Source organism: Rathayibacter sp. PhB151 (assembly GCF_004366415.1).
Lineage (GTDB): Bacteria > Actinomycetota > Actinomycetes > Actinomycetales > Microbacteriaceae > Rathayibacter > Rathayibacter festucae.
The window spans coordinates 482,913-505,501 of the sequence record NZ_SOEN01000006.1 but is presented as its reverse complement, the minus strand read 5'-3'; the positions used below and the strand labels follow the sequence as shown (position 1 = coordinate 505,501).

The window sequence follows — 22,589 nt, the reverse complement described above, 5'->3', positions numbered from 1 at the left end:
GATCGAGTAGCCCGCATCGCGGGCGTATCGAGATCCACCGTTCTCAGAACGGCGGCGGCACATCGACGAAGCGCGGTCGCCGGGGCGGGTCCGGCGGCCGCCCGGGCAGCGGGGGCGGCCGGTTGCTGATGCGCCTGCCGGTCGGTGTCGTCCACACGATCGCCCCGCCGTCACCTTTCGTGTACGTCCACCGGTCGCCGTGTCGGAGGTGATGGTGCGCCGTGCACAGCGACACGAGGTTCTCCAGCGAGGTCTCGCCGCCGTTGCGCCACTCGATCGTGTGGTCCGCTTCGCTGCGGGCGGAGGTGCGCAGGCAGCCCGCGAAGCGGCAGGTCTGATCCCGCAGCTGCACGTGCAGCCGCATGCGGGACGGAGGGACGCGTCGGGTCCGGCCGACGGAGACGACGGCACCGGTGTCCCGATCGGTCAGGACGCGGGTGAAGGAGGCCGCCGTCCGGATGAGCTCCCGTGCGACATTGGCGGGAACAGGGCCGTAGCCGTCGAGCTCCGCGGGTTCGTCGTCGAGGTCGACGGCCGTGGACGCCGCGAGCGTGAGCCGCACCTCCGCCCGGACACCGGGAACGAACGTCGGGTCAGGCCGGTCCTCGGCGTCGGGAGTGGTGCCGATGATGTCGCCGTCGCAGAGCAGATCCACGGCGACGTCCGCGCGAAGCTGCGAGAGCGTGCGCACATCCCCGGCATCACGCAGAGAACGCGCCATCCGGTCCGCGCGTTCGTAGGCGCCCATCACGGCCGGGGCCGGGCCGTAGACGCAGAAGGTCGCCATCCCGTCCACGTCCGGGGTGACCCACACGGCGCGGTCCGCTCGGGCGCGGGCGTGCCGCTTCGCGAGCGACTCTTCATGCAGCTCCTCTCGCCAGCGGCGCAGGGCGCGGCGCAGCTGCGTGAGCGTCATCGACGGTGCCGCTTCTGCGACGCGCTCATCGAGGGCCGCGCGGGAGGACTCGGGCAGGCTGCCCGCGGTGGCGCAGATCGCCTCCCCCTCCTCCCAGTGAAGGCGCGCCTGTGCGAGGAGGGCGCGGGTGAGCGGCAGGTGCTCGAAGAGCAGGTGCGCGTTCTCGAGGCGCCGGGCGATCACCTGCTCCGGCAGGCCCTCGGCGACGGCGAGCTCTGCGCGGATGGAGCGCTCGACGAGATCGCGGGTCTCGCTGGGGGTCGCGCCGCGGGCGAAGGCGTCGGGGTGGGCGAGGGCCGTGCGATGGAAGTCGTAGAGGAATCGGGCCTCGGCGAGACGCGGCTGGGCTGCGGCGCGGGCGTTCGCGGCGGCGCCGTCGCTGAGGGCGCGCAGGTGCGCGAGCACCTCTTCCTTCGATCCGAACTCCGTCATACGAGTATTGAAGCAGGGACCACCGACACCGGGGCGCGAGTCCGAGCGGCTCGGGGACAGTGCGGAAGGATCGGCGGTTGTGGAGGAGGCTCGCTCCCGGGTGTCCGACGACGGTGGGTCTCGATACGCCGCCGGAGGCGGCTACTCGACCAGCATGCAGGGGCAGCCGAGGGCAGCTGGTCGACCGGCACGGAGGGGGCGCCTCGGGAGAGGGTCAGCGCTCCATGCTGATCGAGTAGGCCGCGGAGCGGGCGTATCGAGATCCACCCGCGTCAGCAGGACGAGTCCGCAGACCCGCCCTGCTGATGACGGTCGGTCTCGATACGCCCCTGCGGGGCTGCCCGGCCAGCACGACTCGGCGCGCGGGAGGGAAGGGTAGCCTTGCCTTCTGCCGAGCGAGGAGAGGGAGGCGCCGCATGCCCGCCTTCTTCGACGAGCTGGGGTTCGTGGAGCTGCTCGCGGCGCTGTTCGTCATCGTGCTGGTGCGGGCGCAGGCGACGTACTGGCTCGCGCGGGCGGTCGTCACCGGGGCAGCCTCGCGGCGGTGGGGGCGGTGGCTGGAGTCGCCGGCGCTGAGGGGCGCGTCGGCACTGCTCGCTCGCTACGGCGCTCCCGCGGTCACCGTGAGCTTCCTCACCGTCGGACTCCAGACGATGATCAACGCCGCGGCCGGAGCGGCCCGGATGCGCTTCGGCGTCTACCTGCTCGCGATGCTGCCGGGCTGCGCGGCCTGGGCGCTGATCTACGCGACGGTCGGCTTCGCCGTGCTCTGGGCGGTGATCGGCGCCGCGGCCGGCTCGCCGCTCGGCGTCGCGGTCCTCGTCGCGCTCGCGGCCGCGGTCGTGACGGCGATCGTACTCCTCCGCCGGCGCGGCATCGCCCGCTGACAGGCCCGCGAAAGCACCTCGGCACAGCACTGGCCAAAACACCTCGCTCGGCTATATAGTTGCACTCGGTCAATAGTTGACCGCCGTCAACTAGTACCGCCGCATCGCCACCGGTGCCGCACCGTGAACAAGGAGCCGTATGTCCCGCGCAGAGCGCACGCGCACTCGAGAAGAGCGCACCACCCCCACCGGCCCCGACGGGGCCATGTCGCACCGCCAGGTGCTCGAATCCCTCAGCGGACTGCTGCTGGGCATGTTCGTCTCGATCCTCGCGGGCACGGTCGTGTCGACCTCGCTGCCGCTGATCATCTCCGACCTCAAGGGCGACCAGAACGCCTACACCTGGGTCGTCACCGCGACGCTGCTCGCGACCACCGTCTCCACCCCGCTCTGGGGCAAGTTCGCCGACCTCTTCAACCGCAAGCTGCTGATCCAGCTCGCGCTCGCGATCTTCGTGATCGGCTCGGCCGCGGCCGGCTTCTCGCAGGACACGAACATGCTCATCGTGTTCCGCGTCTTCCAGGGCCTCGGCGCCGGTGGACTCGCCGCGCTGAGCCAGATCATCATGGCCGACATCATCAGCCCCCGGGAGCGCGGCAAGTACGCCGGCCTCTTCGGCGGCGTGATGGCCATCGGCACCGTCGGCGGCCCGCTGCTCGGCGGCGTCGTCACCGACGCATTCGGCTGGCGCTGGAACTTCTTCATCGCGCTGCCCGTCGCGATCGTCGCGATCATCCTGCTCCAGGTGACGCTGCGCCTCCCCGCGCACCCCAAGCGCACCGTCAAGATCGACTACCTCGGCGCGGTCCTCATCGCCGGCGGCGTCTCGCTGCTGCTGATCTGGGTCTCGCTGGCCGGCAAGAACTTCGACTGGGCCTCCTGGGAGACCGCGGTCATGGTCGGCGGCTCCGTCGTGCTGCTGGTCGCCGCGGTGATCACCGAGCTCACCGTCGCCGAGCCGATCATCCCGATGGGGATGTTCAAGAACCGCACCTTCAGCCTCGCCGTCGTGGCGAGCATCTCGGTCGGCGTCTCGATGTTCGGCGTCGCGGTCTTCCTCGCGCAGTACATGCAGCTCTCGCGCGGTGCCACGCCGACCCAGTCGGGTCTCCTGACGATCCCGATGATGGCCGGACTGCTGATCGCGTCCACCATCTTCGGCGGGATCATCTCGCGCACCGGCAAGTGGAAGGCGATCATGGTGACCGGCGGCGTGCTCGCGGTCGTCGGCACCTTCCTGCTCAGCACCCTGCGCTACGACACGAACCTCGTGCTGGTGGGCGTCTTCATGGCGATCCTCGGCGCGGGCCTGGGCATGCTGATGCAGAACCTGGTGCTGGTCGTGCAGAACTCGATCGACATCAAGAACCTCGGCGTTGCGACCAGCGCGGTCACCTTCTTCCGCAGCCTCGGCGGCACCGTGGGCGTCTCGGTGCTGGGCTCGATGCTCGGCACGGTGATCGCCGATCACATCAAGACCGGCATCGCCGGCCTCGCGCCGGCCGACCAGGCGATCGCCGCCCAGGCGCTCGGCAGCGGCACGATCCCGCAGGTCAACACGCTCCCGGACGCCGTGCGCGTCGTGGTCGAGAGCGCCTACGGCATCGGCGTCGGCGACGTCTTCCTCTACAGCATCCCGCTCGCGGTCATCACGCTGCTCGCGGTCCTGCTGCTGCCGAACGCGCCGCTCGGCACGATGAACGCCGTGCAGCGCAAGACGGAGCCCTCGGGCGTCGTCGCCGGCGCGGAGGACGCGCTGATCGCCGCTTCCGACGGCCAGGCCGCGCTGCGTCCGGTCGGGCAGAGCGTCCGGAGCGACAACGCGGTGCACGCGGAGGAGCGTGCCCACGTCGACCGCGTCGCTGTCGACCGCGCTCACGACGACAGCGCACACGGCCGCCACGCCGCGCCCGTCGCCCACGCCCGGCACGCCGCCACCGGCGCGATCGACGTGGCCGAGCGCCCCTGATGACCGCCGCACCGGCCGTCCCGACCCTCGCCCCGGCGAGCGCGCTGCTCCAGGTCGAGGAGCAGATCACCGCGCTCGCCGTGCAGGTCCGGACGGCCGTGCGCGACGCGGCGGCGAGCATCGACCCCGGCCTGCCGCCGTTCGGGCTGCGGCTGCTCCGGATGCTGGAGCGCTGCGGTCCCGTGCACTCGAGCGTCGCGGCCGAGCGCCTCGGCGTGGACCGCAGCGTGATCAGCCGGCAGATCCGCCAGCTCTGCGCGCTGGAGCTGGTCGGGACCGCCCCCGACCCGGCCGACGGCCGCGCCCGCTTCCTCACGCTCACCGAGCACGGCCGCGAGCGGATGGGCGACCTCGGCGGGCAGCAGCGCCAGCGGATGCAGGAGGCCCTGAGCAGCTGGCCCGAGGCCGACCTGCTCGCTTTCGCCGGCTACCTCGAGCGGCTCACGACCGCGGACTGACCGCGGTCGACCCGCAAATGCTCGTCAGCCGCTAGGGGTCGCTCTTGAGAACCGGTCCTTCGACTAAGTTGTTCAAGTTGAGCGACGCCCGAATCGTTGAAGAGTCGCTCCTTCTAGTCGCTGCGAGGGGAATCTGCTGTTGTTTGGTTCGGTGCTTCCGGGTATTAGAGAACTGCGAGTGCCGCTGGCTGTAGGGTTTTTGTGGTTCGCGGTTGCTTGGGTCACATTTTCTGAAGCTTTTCGCAATATTGCCCCGAATAGTCTTTTTAGCGACGTCGCTCTGTTAATCGAGTGGTTAACGGTTCCGGTCGCGCTGAGTGTTTTGACATTCTTCGCCTATCTGGCTGGCGTTATGCTAAAAAACTTCTCATTTAGACCGATTGCTCGACGATTATATTCTCGTGATGAGTTTATAAGTGCGGTTGAATTGCGAGAGCTGATACGCCAGGACCCAGCTCGTCGTCGTCCTCGACGGCACGATCGTCACCATCGCCCTCCCCGCCGCGCAGGCCGACCTCGGCCTCACCGACGTCGAGCGCCAGTGGGTCGTCACCGCCTACGCGCTCGCCTTCGGCGCCCTCCTCCTGCTCGGCGGCCGCATCGCCGACTACACCGGCCGCAAGCGCACCTACCTCATCGGCATGGTCGGCTTCGGCGCGGCCTCGGCCTGGGGCGGCGTCGCCTCCTCCGGCACCGAGCTGATCGCCGCCCGCGGTCTGCAGGGCGCCTTCGCCGCGCTGCTCGCCCCGGCCGCCCTCGCGCTGCTCACCGTCTCCTTCCCCGGCGGGCGCGAGCGCAACACCGCCTTCGCCGTCTTCGGAGCGGTCGCCGGAGCGGGCGCCGCGGTCGGCCTCGTCCTCGGCGGTCTGCTCACCGAGTTCGCCGACTGGCGCTGGTGCCTCCTGGTCAACGTCCCCGTCGTGCTGGTCGGCGTCGTCGCCGGCGCCCTGCTGGTGACCGAGAGCCGCGCCGAGGGCCGCAACCGCTTCGACATCGCCGGCACGATCACCGTCGCGCTCGGCCTCGCGAGCCTCGTCTACGGCTTCACGCTCGCCGAGCAGGGCTGGCTCCGCGTCGACACCCTCGGCTTCCTCCTCGCCGGTGTCCTGCTGCTCGCGGTCTTCGTCCGCATCCAGGCCCGCTCCGACCACCCCCTGCTGCCGCTGCGCATCGTCACCGACCGCATCCGCGGCGGCGCGTTCCTGATCCAGGCGATCGTCGGCAGCGTCATGATCGGCTCGACCCTCTACCTGACGCTGCACCTGCAGCTCGTGCTCGGCCTCGCGCCGCTCGAGGCCGGCCTCGCCAACCTCCCGATGACCGTCACGATCATGATCGTCGCGGGCATCGCCACCAAGCTGCTGCCGACCGTCGGCCCGCGCATGCTGATGATCGTCGGCCCGCTGATCGCGGCCGCCGGCCTGCTCTACCTCAGCCGCATCACCGCGGACGGCTCCTACCTCGTGCAGGTGCTGCCCGGCCTGATCCTGCTCGGCGTCGGCATGGCGATGATCTTCGTGCCCGTGCAGAACGTGGCGCTGACCGGGATCGCCGGCCACGACGCCGGTGCCGCGGGAGCGACCGCGAACGCCGCGATGCAGATCGGCGGCTCGATCGGCCTCTCCGTCTTCACCACGATCTACGCCGGAGTCGCGGGGGAGCAGTCCTCGCCGGTCGCCTTCGTCGACGGCTACTCCGCGGTGTTCATCGCGGCGGCCGTCGGGCTGGTGCTCGCCGCGGTCATCGCGTTCACGATGATCCGGATCAAGAAGGAGCAGTTCCTCGCGCAGGCCCCGCGGGAGGCCGTCGCGCACCTCGGCTGATTAGGCTGGAGAGGACATGCGCGCCCTCACCGACCAGCAGATCCGCGACTCCTTCGTGAACGCCTCACGCAAGGAGGTCGCGGATCTCTCGCTCCCCGCCGGCTTCGACGACCTCGACTGGGAGTCGTTCGACCATCTCGGCTGGCGCGACAAGAAGATCGGCCGCCGCGCCTACGTCGTGGTGCCGCTCGAGGACCGACTCGTCGGCGTCCTGCTCCGCCAGGCCGACGCGAACCCGCGCTCGCGGGCGCAGTGCTCCTGGTGCCGCGACATCCGCCTGCCCAACGACGTGGTCTTCTTCGGCGCGAAGAAGGCCGGCCCGGCGGGGCGCGCGGGCGACACCCTCGGCACGCTGGTCTGCGCGGACTTCCAGTGCTCGGCCAACGTCCGCACCCGGCCCTCGGTCGCCTACGTCGGCTTCGACGTCGAGGCGGCGAAGGCCGAGCGGATCGCGACCCTGCGCGTGAAGACGACCGGCTTCGTCCGCGAGGTGCTCGGCGAGAGCTGAGCGGCGCGCGCTCAGCGCCGCGTCGACGCGCGGACGTGCATCCGCTCGCCCTGGCGCCCGAAGAGGCTGAGGAACTCGACCTGCTGCTCGTCGGCCCGGCCGAACCAGTGCGGCACCCGGGTGTCGAACTCGGCGGCCTCGCCCGCGGGCAGGACGATGTCGTGCTCGCCGAGCCGCAGCCGGAGCCGGCCGCTCAGCACGTAGAGCCACTCGAAGCCCTCGTGGGTGCGCTGCTGCTCCGGCGCGGGAATCGGACCGGCGGGGATCGTCGTCTTGAAGGCCTGCAGGGCGCCGGCGTCGCGGCTGAGCGGCTGGATCCGCATCCCGTGCCGGGTGAACGGCCGGCCGTGCACGCGCGGGTCTTCGGGCGCGGCGCCGACCAGCTCGTCGAGCGGGGTGCCGAGCGCGCGGGCGATCGGCAGCAGCAGCTCGAGCGTCGCGCGCCGGCCGCCGCTCTCCAGACGCGAGAGCGTGCTCGCCGAGATGCCGGTCTCCGCGGCGAGCGAGGCGATCGTGCGGTCGCGGCGCAGGCGGAGGCGCTTGAGTCGCGGTCCGACGGCGGCGACGATCTCGTCGTCGGAGGGGGTGTCGTGCTCGGGGTGCATGCCCCGATCCTGACACGCGGGCCGCGCGGTCGTGCCGGAACGGCACGGATCCTCGACGCGCCGCGGCCGCCACCGGATGCTCGGGACATGACCGCTTCAGACCTCCCCGACGTCCTCATCGCCGGCGCCTCGTTCGCCGGACTCGCCGCCGCCACCGCCCTCGGCCGCAGCCTCCGCGACGTGCTCGTCGTCGACGGCGGGCCGCCCCGCAACGCGCCCTCGCCCGGCGCCCACAACGTGCTCACCCGCGACGGCACCGCGCCCGTCGAGCTCGCCCGCCTCGCCCGGATCGAGGCCGAGGGCTACGGAGCACGCGTCGTCCCGGGGCGGATCGTGTCGGCCTCGACCGCCGACGGCGGCGTCACCGCCACCCTCGCCGACGGCACCGTGCTCCGCGCCCGCCGCCTGCTGCTCGCCAGCGGCTCCACCGACCGCCTGCCCGGGATCCCGGGGCTCGCCGAGCGCTGGGGCCGCGACGTGCTGCACTGCCCCTACTGCCACGGCTTCGAGGTGCGCGGGCGCCGGATCGCGGTGCTCGGCAGCGGCTTCTCGGGCCACCAGGCGCAGATGTTCCGCCAGCTCAGCGACCGGGTGTCGATCCTCACCAACGGCGTCTTCGCGCCGGGAGCGGAGGAGGCCGAGGGGCTGGCCGCCCGCGGCATCGAGCTGATCGACGGCGCCGTCACCGAGGTCCTCGTCGAGGACGACCGCCTGGTCGGCGTCGTCGTCGACGGCCGCCGGATCGAGCTCGACGCGCTCGTCGTCGGCCCGCGCGTCGAGGGGAACCTGCCGGACGGCCTCGGCCTCGAGCTCGTCGACCACCCCTCCGGCGCCGCCCGGCACCTCACCGTCGACCCGATGGGCCGCACCACCGCGCCGCGGGTGTTCGCCGCCGGCTCGCTGGTGGAGCCGATGTCGCAGGTGATGGCGGCCGCCGCCGACGGCCTCCGCGTCGCCGCCGCGATCAACTACGACCTCATCGAGGAGGAGATCGCCGCCGCGGTCCGCGCCACGAGGGGCTGACCGGCGCTCGGGGTCGTCGCCCGGTGAATACTGGACCGATGACCCCGCCGCGCCCCCTCGAGCAGTCCTCCAAGCTCCGCAACGTCCTCTACGAGATCCGCGGCAAGGCGCTCGTGGAGGCTTCGCGGCTGGAGAGCGAGGGGCACCGGATCCTCAAGCTGAACACCGGCAACCCGGCCGGCTTCGACTTCGAGGCGCCGCACCAGATCGTCCGGGACATGATCGCCGCGATGCCCAGCGCGCACGGCTACAGCGACAGCCGCGGGATCCTCTCGGCGCGCCTCGCGGTGACCTACCGCTACGAGGAGGTCCCCGGCTTCCCGCCGGTGGACCCCGAGTGGGTGTTCCTCGGCAACGGGGTGTCCGAGCTGATCACGATGACGCTGCAGGCGCTGCTCGACGACGGCGACGAGGTGCTCATCCCGGCGCCCGACTACCCGCTCTGGACGGCGATGACGAGCCTCGCCGGCGGCACCGCGGTGCACTACCGCTGCGCGGAGGACGACGGCTGGCAGCCCGATCTCGAGGACATCCGCTCGAAGATCACGGCGCGCACCAAGGCGATCGTCGTCATCAACCCCAACAACCCGACCGGCGCCGTCTACACCCGCGAGGTGCTCGAGGGCATCGTCGCGCTGGCCGAAGAGCACTCGCTGCTGCTGCTCGCCGACGAGATCTACGACCGGATCCTCTACGACGACGCGCAGCACGTCCCGCTGGCGTCGCTCGCGCCGGACCAGCTCTGCCTCACCTTCAACGGCCTGTCGAAGACCTACCGCGTCGCGGGCTACCGCTCCGGCTGGCTCGCGATCACCGGGCCGCGCGAGCACGCCGCGGGGTTCCTCGAGGGGATCACTCTGCTCGCCTCGACCCGGCTCTGCCCCAACGTGCCGGGGCAGTACGCGGTGCAGGCGGCGCTCTCGGGGGTGCAGTCGATCGAGGCGCTGATCGCGCCGGGCGGGCGGCTGCGGCGCCAGCGCGACGCCGCCTGGAAGGGGCTGCAGGCGATCCCCGGCGTCTCCTGCGAGCTGCCGATGGGGGCGCTCTACGCGTTCCCGCGGCTCGACCCGGAGGTGCACGAGATCCGCGACGACGGGCGGCTCGTCTACGACCTGCTGCTCGCGGAGCACATCCTGCTGGTGCCCGGCACCGGCTTCAACTGGCCGACGCCCGACCACCTGCGGATCGTGACGCTGCCGGAGGAGCGGGTCATCTCGGAGGCGATCGAGCGGCTGGGCAACTTCCTGTCGTCCTACAAGCAGTAGCCGCTCAGACCCTGCGGTACTCCAGCTCCGGCCGCCCCGGCGAGCCGTAGCGCGGGGCGCGCTCGGCGACTCCCGAGTCGGCGAGGTGCTCGAGGTAGCGCCGCGCGGTGACCCGCGAGACGTCGAGCCGGGCCGCGAGCTCGCCCGCGGAGAGGCCGACCGGGCCCAGCAGCGCGGTCACCGCGTCGAGCGTCTCCGCCGAGAGCCCCTTCGCCAGCCCCGGCGCGTTGGACGTCCGCAGCGCGGCGAAGGCGCCGTCGACCTCGTGCTGGCTCGCGACGTCGGCGCCGTGCATCCGCTCGCGGTACTGGCGGTAGCTGGCGAGCTTCGCCGCGAAGACGCTGAAGACGAACGGCTTGATCAGGTACTGCACGATCCCGGCGGCGACGGAGGCGCGCACCACGGCCGCGTCGCGCACGGCGGTGATCGCGATCACGTCGACGTCCAGGCCGGCGGTCCGCACGGCGCGGCAGAGGTCGAGCCCGCCCATGTCGGGCAGGTTCATGTCGAGCAGGATCAGCGCGATCGCGGGATCGGCGCGCAGGGCCCGGATCGCCTCCGCCCCGCTGCCGGCGACGGCGGCGACCTCGAAGCCCTCGACGCGGCGGACGTAGTCGGCGTGCGCGCTCGCGGTCAGCGGCTCGTCCTCGACGACGAGGACGCGGATCGGCGCGGTGCTCATCGCGTCGCCCCGGCCGGGTCCCGCAGCGGCAGCTGCACCGTGAACACCGCGCCGACGTGGCGCGTCACCTCGATGCTCCCGCCGAGCCGCTGCACCACCTGCTGCACCAGCGCGAGACCGATGCCGCGGCCGAACGCGTCGGACTCCTTCGTCGAGTAGCCGCGCGCGAAGACGTCGGCCGCCTCGGCGACGCCGGGTCCGCTGTCGGAGACCTGCAGCACCAGCTCGGCGCCCTCGGCTCCCGACGCCTCGGCCAGGCCGAGGTAGACCTCGACCCACGGCTCGCGGTCGGCGGCGGAGGAGGCGGCCGCGTCGAGCGCGTTGTCGATCAGGTTGCCGAGCACGGTCACCAGGTCGCCGGGCTCGAAGCCCTGCGCGCCCGGCTCGAGGTGCGTCTCGAGGTGCAGCTCGACCCCGCGCTCGCGGGCCTGGGCGGCCTTGCCGAGCAGCAGCGCGGCGATCACCGGCTCCTGCACCGAGCCGAGCACCCGGTCCGCGAGCCGCTGGCTGAGGTTCAGCTCGCCGGCCGCGAAGGCGAGCGCCTCCTCCGGCCGGCCGAGCTCGATCAGCGAGGCGATGGTGTGCAGGCGGTTGGAGAACTCGTGGGTCTGCGAGCGCAGCGCGTCCGAGAGCGTGCGCATGGACTCCAGCTCGCCCGACACCCGCTGCAGCTCCGTGCGGTCGCGGAGCGTCGTGACGGTGCCGAGCGGCCGGGCACCGGGGGAGGCGGCCGGTCGCTCGTTGACCACCAGGATCCGCTCGTGCGCCACGACCAGACGGTCGGCGACCGGCTCGTCGGCCAGCAGCACCGCGCGCAGGGCGTCGGGGAGGTCGAGCTCGGCGACGGGCACCGGGATCGACACGCCCTCGAGCCCGAGCAGCTCGAGCGCGTGGTCGTTGGCGAGCACGAGACGGCCGCGGTCGTCGACGAGGAGCAGCCCCTCGCGCACCGAGTGCAGGACCGACTCGTAGTAGGCGAAGACCTGGCTCATCTGCTCGGGCCCCCGGCCGCCCGTGACCCGGCGGAGGTAGCGGGCGAGCAGCCAGGAGCCGATGCCGCCGAGGGCCACCGCGCCGAGGACGCCGCCGGCCACGACCTGCAGGCGGGGGAGGAAGGAGGCGTCCACGCGGCTCAGGGTCACGCCGGCCGAGACCAGCGCGACGACGGTGCCGTCGGCGCTCTCGATCGGGGCGACGGCGCGCACCGAGGGCCCGAGGGTGCCGGTGTAGGTCTCGGTGAAGGTGCGGCCCTCGAGCGCCGGCGCGATGGTGCCGATGAACGGCAGGCCGATCTGCGCGCGGTCGCGGTGGGTGTAGCGGGTCCGGTCGGGGTTCATGATCGTGAGGAAGTCGACGCCGGTGTCGGCCATGATCTCCTCCGCGTAGGGCTGCAGCGAGGCGGACGGGTCCGCCCCCTGCGCCGCGTCGAGGACGAACGGGTTGTCAGCGACCGTGCGCGCGACCACGAGGCTCCGCTGGGCCGCGTCGTCGCCGGCGCGCCCGCGGGCGTCGAACGCGAGGACCAGGACCGCCACCGCGCCGATCACGAGGATGCAGACCAGCTGCACCGCGAACAGCCGGGCGGCGATGCTGCCGCGGGGGCTCGTTCCGGGCATCCGACCTCCTCGTCCACGACCTGGACCTCGATGTCCGTGGACAGCTCGATGTCCGTGAACAGTATGAACGCAACATCGGACGGGCGACCCGCGGGGGCCAGCATCGTCTCACCCCCTCCCAGCTCGATGAAGAGACAGGACACGCTCATGGCGAAGACGCCCGGCAGCCCCGCCGACCGGCCCCGCACCGACAGGCTCAGCCCCGCGGTCACCCCCGCGAAGACCCGCCGGCGGATCGACCGCAACCACTGGCTCTACATCGCCGTGATCATCGCGGTCGTCGCCGGCGTGATCGTCGGCCTGGTCGCCCCCGCGTTCGCCGCGACGCTCGAGCCCGTCGGCAAGGCGTTCGTGGGCCTCATCAAGATGATGATCGCGCCGATCATCTTCTGCACCATCGTGATCGGCATCGGCTCGATCGCCAAGGCCGCGACGGTCGGCAAGGTCGGCGGCCTCGCCCTCGGCTACTTCATCGTGATGTCGACCTTCGCGCTGGCCATCGGCCTGGTCGTCGGCAACATCCTGCACCCGGGTGAGGGCCTCGACATCTCGAGCGCCACCTACGACACCACCGACCTCAAGGCGGAGTCGACCAGCGACTTCATCCTCGGGATCATCCCGGTCTCGCTGTTCTCCTCGCTCGTGGACGGCAGCATCCTGCAGACGCTCTTCGTCGCGCTCCTGGTCGGCTTCGCGCTGCAGAAGATGGGCGCCAAGGGCCAGCCGATCCTCGGCGCGATCAAGCAGCTCCAGGTGCTGGTCTTCCGCATCCTGTCGATGGTGCTCTGGGTCGCCCCGATCGGCGCGTTCGGCGCGATCGCCGCGGTGGTCGGCAAGACCGGCTGGGGCGCGGTCGTCGCCCTCGCCACCCTGATGATCGGCTTCTACCTCACCTGCGCGATCTTCGTGGTCGTCATCCTCGGCCTGCTGCTGCGCCTGGTCACCGGCGTCAACATCTTCTCGCTGATGAAGTACCTGGCCCGCGAGTACCTGCTCATCGTCGGCACCTCCTCCTCCGAGGCCGCTCTGCCCCGCCTGATCGCCAAGATGGAGCACCTGGGCGTCTCCAAGCCCGTCGTCGGCATCACCGTCCCGACCGGCTACTCCTTCAACCTCGACGGCACCGCGATCTACCTCACGATGGCCTCTCTCTTCATCGCCTCGGCGACCGGCGCCCCGATGTCGATCCCGGAGCAGATCGGGCTCCTGCTCTTCATGATGGTCGCCTCCAAGGGCGCCGCGGGCGTCACCGGCGCCGGCCTCGCCACCCTGGCCGGCGGTCTGCAGTCCTTCCGCCCCGACCTGGTCAACGGCGTCGGCGTCATCGTCGGCATCGACCGCTTCATGTCGGAGGCCCGCGCGGTCACCAACTTCACCGGCAACGCGGTCGCCACCCTCCTCGTCGGCACCTGGACCAAGCAGATCGACATGGTGCAGGTCCGCGAGGTGCTCGGCGGCCGCGCCCCCTTCGACGAGGCCACCCTCGGCGCGGACGAGCACGAGGCCCCGGCCTCCGGCACCTCGATCACCGAGGGCATCGCCTCCATCCAGGACTCGGACGAGGCCGAGCGCACCCGCGCGGAGCTGAGCGCGAAGCGCTAGCCGGAGCACTGGGCGGCCGGGCGCCGCACAACATCAGCTGAGAAGGGTGGGCCTCCTCTGTCAGGGGAGGCCCCCTCGTCTCAGCTGATGTTGTGCGGCCACCTGCTGGTCGAGTAGCAGCGCAGCGGCGTCTCGAGACCCACCGTCCTCCGCAGGGCGGGAATGCAGACTCGTCCTGCTGGCGGTGGTGGATCTCGATACGCCCGCTGCGCGGTCTACTCGATCAGCAAGAACGGCGCCGCTTCGCGGTCTACTCGATCAGCATGAACGGGGCCGCTGCGCGGTCTGCTCGATCAGCATGAACGGCGGGCGGCGGTCAGCGCCGGCGCACGCCCAGCAGCGGCAGGGTCACCGCGCAGAGCGGGCCGATCAGGAGGGCGAAGGCGAGGGTGCCGAGGCCGACGTCGCCGCCGAGGGCCCAGCCGATCAGGAGCACGGTGAGCTCGACGCCGCCGCGGGCCGCCCAGATCGGCAGCCCGAGGCGGTTGTGCAGGCCGGTCATCAGGCCGTCGCGCGGGCCGGCGCCGAGGCGGGCGCCGATGTAGATCCCGCTCGCGACGGCCAGCAGCACCAGGCCGCCGGCGAACAGCAGCGCCTTCCCCCACCACTCGGCGGGGACGGCGAGCAGCTCGATCCCGACGCCGATCGTCGTGCCGACCACCAGCACGTTCAGCACGGTGCCGAGGCCGGGTCGCTGCCGCAGCGGGATCCAGAGCAGCAGGACGAGCAGTCCGATCACGTTGGTGAGCAGTCCGATCCCCAGTCCGGTCTGGCGGGCGACGCCGAGGGCGAAGACGGTCCACGGGTCCACGCCGATCGAGGCGCGGATCATCATCGCGTCGGCGAAGCCGTAGAGCACGAGCCCGACCAGCAGCCGCGGCACGGGTCGCAGGCGCCACTGACTCGCCGGGGGAGCGGGGACGGCGAGGGGCGCGGTGATCGTCATGCCGAGAATCCCATCGCAGGAGTGGCCTTCTCCGCGCGGTCCAATCCGGCTATCTTGGACGCATGGCTGATGTCCACTTCGGCGTGCGCGCCCTGCAGACCCTCCTCGGCGACTGGCGCGAGCAGCGCGGCACCCGGCCCGCGTACCTCGCCCTCGCCGACCGCATCCGCCTGCTCAGCATCGACGGCCGCATCCCGACGGACAGCCGGCTCCCCGCCGAGCGCGAGCTGTCGGCGCGGCTCGGCGTGAGCCGCACCACCGTCGCCGCCGCCTACCGCGAGCTGCGCGACAGCGGCTACCTCGTCAGCGTCCGCGGCTCCGGCAGCGCGACCCGCCTCCCCGGCGCCGCGGTGCACGCCGTGCCGTCCCTCGCCCCCGACTTCGTCGACTTCACCAAGGCGGCGCTGCCCGCGGTCCCCGAGCTCGCCGAGGCCTACGCCCGCGCCGCGCGACTCGCGCCGGAGTACTTCGAGGACGGCTCCTACGACACCGTCGGCCTGCCGCTGCTGCGCCGCGCGATCGCCGAGCGCTACACCCGCCGCGGCCTGCGCACCGAGCCCGGCCAGATCATGGTGACCATCGGCGCGCAGCACGCGATCGCGCTCGTCGCGCGGACCCTGCTCGCCCGCGGCGACCGCGCCCTGATCGAGGCGCCGACCTACCCGCACGCCTACGAGGCGCTGCGGCTCGCCGGCGCCCGGCTGGTGCCGGTCAACGTGGACGGCGCCGACGGCTGGGACGGCGAGGGCCTGATCGCGGCGATCCGCGGCACCAGCCCCACGCTCGCCTACCTGATGCCCGACTTCCACAACCCGACCGGCCGCTCGATGGCCGTCGACCTGCGCGAGCGCGCGATCGCCGCCGCGGCGCGCCAGGGCACGCTGATCATCGCCGACGAGACCACCGCCGAGCTCGACATCGACCGGCGGATGTCGCCGCTGCCCTTCGCCTCCTACGGACCCGAGGGCACGGTGATCTCGATCGGCTCGGTCGGCAAGACGCTCTGGGGCGGCATCCGGATCGGCTGGATCCGCGCCGAGCGGAGCGTCATCCGCAAGCTCGTCGCCGCGCGCTCGGCCGGCGATCTCGGCAGCCCGATCGTCGAGCAGCTCCTGGTCGCCGACATGCTCGGCCGGATGGACGGGGTGCTGGAGCTGCGCCGCGAGCAGCTGCGGGCCGGCCGCGATCACCTCGAGGCGGCGCTCGCCCGCGCGATCCCGGAGTGGAGCGTGCCGCGGGTCTCCGGCGGCCTCTCCACCTGGGTCGGCCTCGGCCGCCCCGCGAGCTCGCAGCTGGCGCTCGCCGCCCGCACCTCCGGACTGCTGATCACCGCCGGCCCGCGCTTCGGGATCGACGGCGCCTTCGAGCGCTTCCTGCGGATCCCGATCGGCTACTCGCCGGAGATCACCGACCGGGCCGTGGAGGCGCTCGCCGTCGCCTGGAGCCAGGTCGCGCGCCACCCGGCGGCCGACACCGGCTACCTCGCCGACGTCGTCTGATCCTCCAGGTCCTCCCGGAGGGGGACGAATACTCAGCCAGCTGATGGAAGACTCACGGCGTGCATCTCCTCGCGGTCCTCAGCATGAAGAACCGGGCGCTCATCGCGCTCGTCACCGTCGTCATCGCCGTCTTCGGCGGCGTCGCCCTCACCGGGCTGAAGCAGGAGCTCGCGCCGTCGATCTCCTTCCCGCAGCTGGCGGTGATCTCGAGCTACCCGGGCGCCGCACCGGAGGTGGTCAACGACGACGTCTCGACGCCGATCGAGACCGCCATCCAGGGCGTTCCCGGGCTCGAGACGACCAGCGCGACCTCGTCCACGAACTCGTCGCTGATCTCCGCCTCCTTCGCCTACGGCACCGACCTGGCGACCGCCGAGCAGAAGATCCTGCAGGCGATCAACCGGATCAAGAGCACGCTCCCGGACGGCGTCGACCCGCAGGTGGTGACCGGCTCGTTCGACGACCTGCCGGTGCTGCAGCTCGCCGTCTCGAGCGACGGTGACGCGAAGGCGCTCGCCGACCGCCTGCGCACGAGCGTCATCCCGGACCTGGAGAAGGTGGACGGCGTCCGCGAGGTCGCCCTGGTCGGCGAGAGCGCGCAGCGCGTCACGATCACCCCGGACGACGCAGCGCTCGACGCCGCCGGCCTCTCGACCGCCGACATCCGCACCGCGCTGCAGCAGAACGGCGTGCTGGTCGCCGGCGGCGAGATCACCCAGGACGGCAGCACCTTCTCGGTGCAGTCCGGCGTCAAGCTCGACTCCACCGACGCGATCGCGGCGCTGCCGCTGATCCGGTCCGCCGGAGCCTCTGCGGCCGCCGGCATCCAGGTCGGCGGTGCCCTCGCGCCCACGCCCGCCCCCACCCTCGGCTCCGTCGCCACCGTCGCCGTCACCGACGCCCCGATCACCTCGATCTCGCGGGTGAACGGCCAGCCGGCGCTGACCCTCTCGATCACCAAGCTCCCCGCGGCGAACACGGTCGAGGTCTCCACCGGCGTCACGGCGCTGCTGCCGGATCTCGAGGCGTCGCTCGGCGAGAACGCGACCTTCACCTCGGTCTTCGACCAGGCCCCCTACATCCAGGACTCGATCGAGTCGCTCGCGCAGGAAGGGGCGCTCGGCCTCGTCTTCGCGGTGCTGGTGATCCTGCTGTTCCTGCTCTCGGTGCGCTCGACGCTGGTCACCGCGATCTCGATCCCGACCTCGGTCCTGATCACCTTCATCGGCCTGCAGACCGCGGGCTACACGCTCAACATCCTCACCCTGGGCGCCCTGACGATCGCGATCGGCCGCGTGGTGGACGACTCCATCGTCGTGATCGAGAACATCAAGCGGCACCTCGACGCGGGGGAGGAGCGCGCGGCGACCATCGCGGTCGCGGTGCGCGAGGTCGCGGGCGCGATCACCGCCTCGACGATCACCACCGTCGCGGTGTTCCTGCCGATCTCGTTCGTCGGCGGCACGACCGGCGAGCTGTTCCGGCCGTTCGCGCTGACGGTGTCGATCGCGCTGCTCGCCTCGCTGCTCGTCGCGCTGACGATCGTGCCGGTGCTGGCGTACTGGTTCCTCCGGCCCTCCAGGCGCCCCGGTGTCCGCGAGGCGGCGCAGGCGGCGCTCGCCGAGGAGCGCGGCGCAGCCGGCGAGACCGTGGTCCCGGCTCGCGAGGCCGAGCCCGAGCACGCCCGCCACAGCGCCCGTGCGACTCCCCGCCGCGCGGCCGGCCTGCAGCGGGTCTACGGCCCGGTGATCGCCTGGACCCTCCAGCACTCGGTCGCGACGGTCCTGCTCGCGCTGCTCGTGCTCGTCGGCACCGGCGCGCTCTACCCGCTGATGAAGACCAACTTCCTCGGGGCGAGCGGTCAGAACACCTTCACCGTCACCCAGACCGTGCCCGACGGGCAGAGCCTGGACGCGCAGGACGCGACCGCGCAGCAGGCCAGTGCCGCGATCCTCGAGGTCGGCGGCGTGCAGACCGTGCAGCTCTCGATCGGCTCGGCGGGCGGCGGGCTGCAGAGCGCGTTCGGCGGCGGAGGCGGCGGCACCTCGATCCGCTACTCCGTCACGACCGACGAGTCGGCCGACCAGGAGACCGTGCAGGCCGACGTCCGCACGGCGCTCGGCTCGGTCGCCTCGGCCGACGACATCAGCGTCGCCGCGTCGTCGGGTTTCGGCGCCTCCTCGAACATCGAGGTGGACCTCTCGACCGCCTCGCAGAGCGACCTGCAGAGCGCGAACGACGCGCTGCTCACGGCGCTGCGCGGCACCGACGGCATCAGCCAGGCCGAGAGCAACCTCTCCTCCTCGCTGCCCTACATCGCGGTGCGGGTCGACCGCGCCGCCGCCGCCGACGCCGGGCTCACCGAGGTCGCAGTCGGCACTCTGGTCAGCCAGGCGCTGCAGCCGACGCAGACGGGCAGTGTCGTGATCGACGACCGCACCCTCTCCGTCTACCTCGCCGACGCGCAGCCGCCGGCCACCCTCGACGAGCTGTCGGCCCTCGAGATCCCGACGCGCACCGGCACGGTGCCGCTCTCCTCGCTCGCCGTCGTCGAGCGGACCGACGGGCCCGCGAGCATCACCACCGAGCGCGGGCAGCGCACCGCCACCATCACCGTGACGCCCGAGGGCGACGACCTCGCCTCGGCGAACGTCGCGGTGCAGAGCGCGATCGACGACACGGAGCTGCCGGCCGGCGTCTCCGCCTCGCTCGGCGGCGTCACGGCCGATCAGAGCGACGCGTTCTCGCAGCTCGGGATCGCGCTGCTGGTGGCGATCCTGATCGTCTACGTCGTGATGGTCGCCACGTTCCGCTCGCTCCTGCAGCCGCTGCTGCTGCTGGTGTCGGTGCCGTTCGCGGCGACCGGCGCGATCCTGCTGCAGGTGCTCACCGGCGTGCCGCTGGGCGTGCCCTCGCTGATCGGCGTGCTGATGCTGATCGGCATCGTGGTCACCAACGCGATCGTGCTGATCGACCTGGTGAACCAGTACCGCGAGCGGGGGATGCCCGTGCGCGAGGCGCTGCTGCACGGCACCGAGCGGCGGCTCCGCCCGATCCTGATGACGGCGCTCGCGACGATCTTCGCGCTGCTGCCGATGGCGCTCGGGATCACCGGCCACGGCGGCTTCATCTCGCAGCCGCTGGCGATCGTCGTGATCGGCGGCCTGGTGTCCTCGACCGTGCTCACCCTGGTCGTGCTGCCGGTCGTCTACAACCTGGTCGAGGGGTATCGTGAGCGGCGGCGTGCCGCCCGCGCCGGAGAGGCGTCGGCATGAGCGACACAGGATTCAGCACCCCGGCAGTGGAGACCACGGCAGCGGAGGTCGTCGCGGCCGCACCCGAGACGATCGGCTCCCGCTGGACGAGCGGCCCCGACCGCGCCGCCCGCGCGATCGCCGAGGTCGGCCCCGAGCGCTTCGTCGCCGCGGACTACCGGCCCGGCACCATCCGGCACATCGTGCTGTTCCGCTTCCGCCCGACGGCGCTCGTCGCCGAGGTGGACGGCGTGATCGCAGCGTTCCTCGCGCTCGGCGAGGAGTGCCTCCGCGACGGCCGTCCGTACATCGTCTCGATCGAGAACGGCCCGCAGCTCAGCACCGAGGGCGCGGGCGAGGGCTTCGACCGCGCGTTCCTGCTGACCTTCGCGTCCGAGGGCGACCTCAACTACTACATCGGCCGCCCGGCGGTCGATGCGCCCGGGCTGTTCGATCCGGCGCACGACGCCTTCAAGGGCCTCGTCGGCCCGCTGCTCGACACGGCCGGGGTGGTCGCCTTCGACTTCCGTCCCGAGCCGTTCGACGCCGGCGCGCTCGCGGGCTAGGGCTCGGGAGCCGGACGACGTGGCGACCCCCGACTTCATCCTCCGCCTGCGCGAGCGGGTGGGCACCGAGTTGCTCTGGCTCACCGGCGTCACCGCGGTGATCGTCCGCGAGGAGCCGGTCCGCCAGGTCCTCCTCGTCCGCCGCGCGGACACCGGCGCCTGGACCGCCGTCACCGGGGTCATCGATCCCGGTGAGACGGTCGCCGGCACCGCGCGGCGCGAGGCGCTGGAGGAGGCGGGCGTCGAGATCGAGGTCGAGCGCGTCGTCTGGCTGCACACGCTGCCGCCGATGGAGTACCCGAACGGCGACCGGGCCCAGTACCTCGACCACGTGCTGCGCGCCCGCTACCTCTCGGGCGAGGCGCACGTCGCCGACGACGAGTCGAGCGAGGTCGGCTGGTTCGCGCCGGACGCGCTGCCGCCGATGAGTGCCGATCACCGCGAGCGGATCAGCCGCGCGCTGTCCGACGAGACGGCCTGCGCCTTTGACTGAGCGCCTGCGCCTTCGACTGAGCGCCTGCGCCTTCGACTGAGGGCCAGCGCCTTCTCAGATCTGCTCCGAGACGAGCACGGCGCTCGTCCCGGGCTCGAGGGCGTCGAAGACGTGCGGCTCGTCGCCCGGGTAGGACAGGCAGTCCCCGGGCGCGAGCTCGACCGGGTCATCGGCCGGCCCGGCCAGGGCGCGTCCGGTGGACAGGATCAGGTGCTCGACGGTGCCGCGGGCGTGCGGCTCCGAGTTCCGTGCGGCTCCGGGCTCGGCGGTGAGGCGGTACACGTCGCGGCGGGCTCCCGGCGGGCAGGCGCTGAGCAGGGTGGCCGCGGAGTCCGCCGTCGCCGAGGCGCTGCGCGGCCCGTCCCCGGCGCGGATCAGCTGCACGGAGCGGCGCGGCGGCTCGACCAGGTGCGAGAACGGCACCCCGAGCGCGCCGCCGAGCGCCCAGAGCGTCTCGAGGCTCGGGTTGCCCTCGCCGGCCTCGAGCTGCGAGAGCGTCGACTTGGCGATCCCGGCGCGGCGGGCAATCTCGGAGATGCTGAGGCCGAGGCGGCCGCGCTCGCGGCGCAGAGCGGAGGCGACCAGGTCGCGCGGTGAGACGGCGTCCGTCATCGCACCGAGCGCGCGAAGCAGACGCCCGAGTCGTCGCCCACGTGCGCGCCGAAGCCGTCGATCTCGGTGAAGCCGAGCGCGCGCGCGGCGGCGAGGGCCGCGTCCGCCTCGACCGGGACGCGGAAGCGGAGCGTGCGGATGCGCTGCACGCTCGCGTAGGAGAGTGCGGCGGCGACGAGCCGGCGGGCGACTCCGCTCCGCCGCGACTCCGGGGCGACCTCGAGGGCGAGCAGCTCGGCGAAGTCGTCGGGTCCGGGCGTCAGCGCCAGCACGCCGATCGGCTGCTGCGTCGTACCGTCGCGGGCGACGAGGAGCCGGGCGTGCGGCGGAAGCTCGAAGGTGAGCAGCGAGGCGAGCGCTCCCGTCCCCGTCCGCTCGAGCCGGACGACGACCCCGGCGGTCACGACGACGGCGCCGCGGCCGGCTCGGTCTGCGCAGCGGGCTCGAGCGAGAGCGTCTGCTCGGCCGGCGCGTCGAGCTGCTCGTGCAGGAAGTCGACGACGGTGCGGCGGAGCGAGTCGTCGAGCATCGCGATCGAGTGCCGGGTGCCGGGCACGAGGACGAAGTCGACGCTCGCGCCGGCCGCGTCGAGCGCTTCGGCGAAGTCCTGCGACTGGCTGAGCGCCACGCGCTCGCCGGCCGAGTGGGCGATGAGGAAGGGCGGCTCGGAGCCGTCGACGTGCGCGATCGGCGAGGCCTCCTCGGCGACGGCGCAGTCCTCGAGGTCGGCGCAGTCGAGGTAGCCGCGGACCGCCGCGCCGACTCCGACGATCGGGTCGTCGTCCGCCAGGCCTGCCGCGGTGAGATCCGCGGGGCCGCTGAGGTCGACGACCGCGGCGAGGCGCGAGGTGCCGGCCTCGTCGGCGGTCAGCGCGTCGTCGGTGCCGAGCAGCGAGACGAGGTTGCCGCCGGCCGAGCCGCCGAACGCCGCGACGCGGGTCGGGTCGATGCCGAAGCGCTCCGTCTGCTCGGGCGCGAGGATCCAGTCGAGCGCGGCCGAGACGTCCTCGATCTGCGCGGGGAAGACGTCGGCCGGGGCGAGGCGGTAGTTCACCGAGACGGCGACGAAGCCCTCGGACGCGAGCCACTGGCAGAGCGGGCGCCAGTTCGGGTCGGCCTTGTCGCCGCGGGTCCAGCTGCCGCCGTGCACGACGAGCACCGCGGGGAGGGCGGCTCCGGCCGCGGCGTCGACCGGCGAGCAGACGTCGAGCGCCTGGCCCGTCACCTGGTCGTAGACGAGGTCGGCGGTGACGGGCACGTCGTCGTAGGCGGTGACCGCGGCGGCGCCGGCCGCCTGCGCGATCGGCTGCGAGACGGGGGCGCTCGAGCAGCCGGCGAGGCCGACCGCGAGCAGCGTCAGGATCGCCGACGAGAGGGCGATCGGTCGCGTGGGTCGGCTGGGCTCGCGCATGGGTGAGGCGAGCATAAAGGAC

At 72.5% G+C, this 22,589-nt stretch carries 19 protein-coding genes and 1 pseudogene; 12 read left to right on the top strand and 8 right to left on the bottom strand.

Going from position 1 to position 22,589, the window contains the following annotated elements; genetic code table 11:
- Positions 1-43: 43 nt before the first annotated feature.
- On the bottom strand, positions 44-1,348 hold the full coding sequence (locus EDF35_RS03055) for an HNH endonuclease signature motif containing protein (protein ID WP_133960694.1): 1,305 nt from the start codon (positions 1,346-1,348) through the stop codon (positions 44-46).
- A 416-nt stretch (positions 1,349-1,764) separates the two neighbouring features.
- Here EDF35_RS03055 and EDF35_RS03050 point away from each other — a divergent pair, with 416 nt between their 5' ends.
- The 5 genes and pseudogenes from EDF35_RS03050 (at position 1,765) to EDF35_RS03030 (ending at position 6,993) form a co-directional block, all read left to right on the top strand.
- The gene (locus tag EDF35_RS03050; protein WP_133960693.1) at positions 1,765-2,235 is read left to right on the top strand and encodes a VTT domain-containing protein; all 471 of its coding nucleotides are present in this window, start codon (positions 1,765-1,767) and stop codon (positions 2,233-2,235) included.
- 205 nt (positions 2,236-2,440) lie between these two features.
- Positions 2,441-4,204, top strand: a complete 1,764-nt coding sequence (locus EDF35_RS03045) for an MDR family MFS transporter (RefSeq protein ID WP_133961485.1) — start codon at positions 2,441-2,443, stop codon at positions 4,202-4,204.
- A complete protein-coding gene (locus EDF35_RS03040) occupies positions 4,204-4,662 on the top strand; it encodes a MarR family winged helix-turn-helix transcriptional regulator (RefSeq protein ID WP_133960692.1) in 459 nt (152 codons plus the stop codon). Before EDF35_RS03045 ends, EDF35_RS03040 begins: the two co-directional genes overlap by 1 nt.
- Before the next feature lie 464 nt (positions 4,663-5,126).
- Positions 5,127-6,485: pseudogene (locus EDF35_RS03035) on the top strand (MFS transporter); the annotation flags it as partial.
- A 16-nt stretch (positions 6,486-6,501) separates the two neighbouring features.
- Positions 6,502-6,993: an FBP domain-containing protein gene (locus tag EDF35_RS03030; RefSeq protein WP_133960690.1), complete on the top strand. Its 492-nt coding sequence runs from the start codon at positions 6,502-6,504 to the stop codon at positions 6,991-6,993.
- A gap of 11 nt (positions 6,994-7,004) precedes the next feature.
- On the opposite strand, the gene EDF35_RS03025 is transcribed toward EDF35_RS03030, so the two are convergent.
- On the bottom strand, positions 7,005-7,598 hold the full coding sequence (locus EDF35_RS03025) for an XRE family transcriptional regulator (RefSeq protein ID WP_133960689.1): 594 nt from the start codon (positions 7,596-7,598) through the stop codon (positions 7,005-7,007).
- A gap of 87 nt (positions 7,599-7,685) precedes the next feature.
- Between EDF35_RS03025 and EDF35_RS03020 the strand changes: the two genes are divergently transcribed.
- On the top strand, positions 7,686-8,621 hold the full coding sequence (locus EDF35_RS03020) for an NAD(P)/FAD-dependent oxidoreductase (RefSeq protein WP_133960688.1): 936 nt from the start codon (positions 7,686-7,688) through the stop codon (positions 8,619-8,621).
- 38 nt (positions 8,622-8,659) lie between these two features.
- The gene (locus EDF35_RS03015) at positions 8,660-9,886 is read left to right on the top strand and encodes a pyridoxal phosphate-dependent aminotransferase (protein WP_133960687.1); all 1,227 of its coding nucleotides are present in this window, start codon (positions 8,660-8,662) and stop codon (positions 9,884-9,886) included.
- Positions 9,887-9,890: 4 nt separating this feature from the next.
- Here EDF35_RS03015 and EDF35_RS03010 read toward each other — a convergent pair whose 3' ends face one another.
- Together EDF35_RS03010 and EDF35_RS03005 are read right to left on the bottom strand one after the other, a co-directional pair.
- A complete protein-coding gene (locus tag EDF35_RS03010; RefSeq protein WP_123444903.1) occupies positions 9,891-10,568 on the bottom strand; it encodes a response regulator in 678 nt (225 codons plus the stop codon).
- Complete coding sequence (locus tag EDF35_RS03005; RefSeq protein WP_133960686.1) at positions 10,565-12,184, bottom strand: sensor histidine kinase; 1,620 nt, start codon at positions 12,182-12,184, stop codon at positions 10,565-10,567. The genes EDF35_RS03010 and EDF35_RS03005 overlap by 4 nt, the downstream gene beginning before the upstream one ends.
- 147 nt (positions 12,185-12,331) lie before the next feature.
- Here EDF35_RS03005 and EDF35_RS03000 point away from each other — a divergent pair, with 147 nt between their 5' ends.
- Positions 12,332-13,786 (top strand): cation:dicarboxylase symporter family transporter, encoded by a 1,455-nt coding sequence (locus EDF35_RS03000; RefSeq protein WP_133960685.1) that lies wholly within the window; start codon positions 12,332-12,334, stop codon positions 13,784-13,786.
- A 316-nt stretch (positions 13,787-14,102) separates the two neighbouring features.
- Here EDF35_RS03000 and EDF35_RS02995 read toward each other — a convergent pair whose 3' ends face one another.
- Positions 14,103-14,732: a hypothetical protein gene (locus EDF35_RS02995; protein WP_347876888.1), complete on the bottom strand. Its 630-nt coding sequence runs from the start codon at positions 14,730-14,732 to the stop codon at positions 14,103-14,105.
- Positions 14,733-14,794: 62 nt separating this feature from the next.
- Here EDF35_RS02995 and EDF35_RS02990 point away from each other — a divergent pair, with 62 nt between their 5' ends.
- The 4 genes from EDF35_RS02990 to EDF35_RS02975 are packed head-to-tail and all read left to right on the top strand — an operon-like array spanning position 14,795 to position 20,544.
- Complete coding sequence (locus EDF35_RS02990) at positions 14,795-16,231, top strand: PLP-dependent aminotransferase family protein (RefSeq protein WP_133960684.1); 1,437 nt, start codon at positions 14,795-14,797, stop codon at positions 16,229-16,231.
- A gap of 59 nt (positions 16,232-16,290) precedes the next feature.
- Positions 16,291-19,506, top strand: a complete 3,216-nt coding sequence (locus tag EDF35_RS02985; RefSeq protein ID WP_133960683.1) for an efflux RND transporter permease subunit — start codon at positions 16,291-16,293, stop codon at positions 19,504-19,506.
- Positions 19,503-20,051, top strand: a complete 549-nt coding sequence (locus EDF35_RS20990) for a Dabb family protein (protein WP_133960682.1) — start codon at positions 19,503-19,505, stop codon at positions 20,049-20,051. The genes EDF35_RS02985 and EDF35_RS20990 overlap by 4 nt, the downstream gene beginning before the upstream one ends.
- Positions 20,052-20,070: 19 nt before the next feature.
- On the top strand, positions 20,071-20,544 hold the full coding sequence (locus EDF35_RS02975; RefSeq protein ID WP_123444910.1) for an NUDIX domain-containing protein: 474 nt from the start codon (positions 20,071-20,073) through the stop codon (positions 20,542-20,544).
- Between the two features lie 54 nt (positions 20,545-20,598).
- Here EDF35_RS02975 and EDF35_RS02970 read toward each other — a convergent pair whose 3' ends face one another.
- From EDF35_RS02970 to EDF35_RS02960, 3 genes are read right to left on the bottom strand one after another with little or no spacing between them, the layout of a single operon-like run.
- Positions 20,599-21,156 (bottom strand): XRE family transcriptional regulator, encoded by a 558-nt coding sequence (locus EDF35_RS02970; protein ID WP_133960681.1) that lies wholly within the window; start codon positions 21,154-21,156, stop codon positions 20,599-20,601.
- Positions 21,153-21,560: a GNAT family N-acetyltransferase gene (locus EDF35_RS02965; protein ID WP_133960680.1), complete on the bottom strand. Its 408-nt coding sequence runs from the start codon at positions 21,558-21,560 to the stop codon at positions 21,153-21,155. The genes EDF35_RS02970 and EDF35_RS02965 overlap by 4 nt, the downstream gene beginning before the upstream one ends.
- Positions 21,557-22,567: an alpha/beta hydrolase gene (locus tag EDF35_RS02960; protein WP_166673987.1), complete on the bottom strand. Its 1,011-nt coding sequence runs from the start codon at positions 22,565-22,567 to the stop codon at positions 21,557-21,559. Before EDF35_RS02960 ends, EDF35_RS02965 begins: the two co-directional genes overlap by 4 nt.
- Positions 22,568-22,589: the final 22 nt, after the last annotated feature.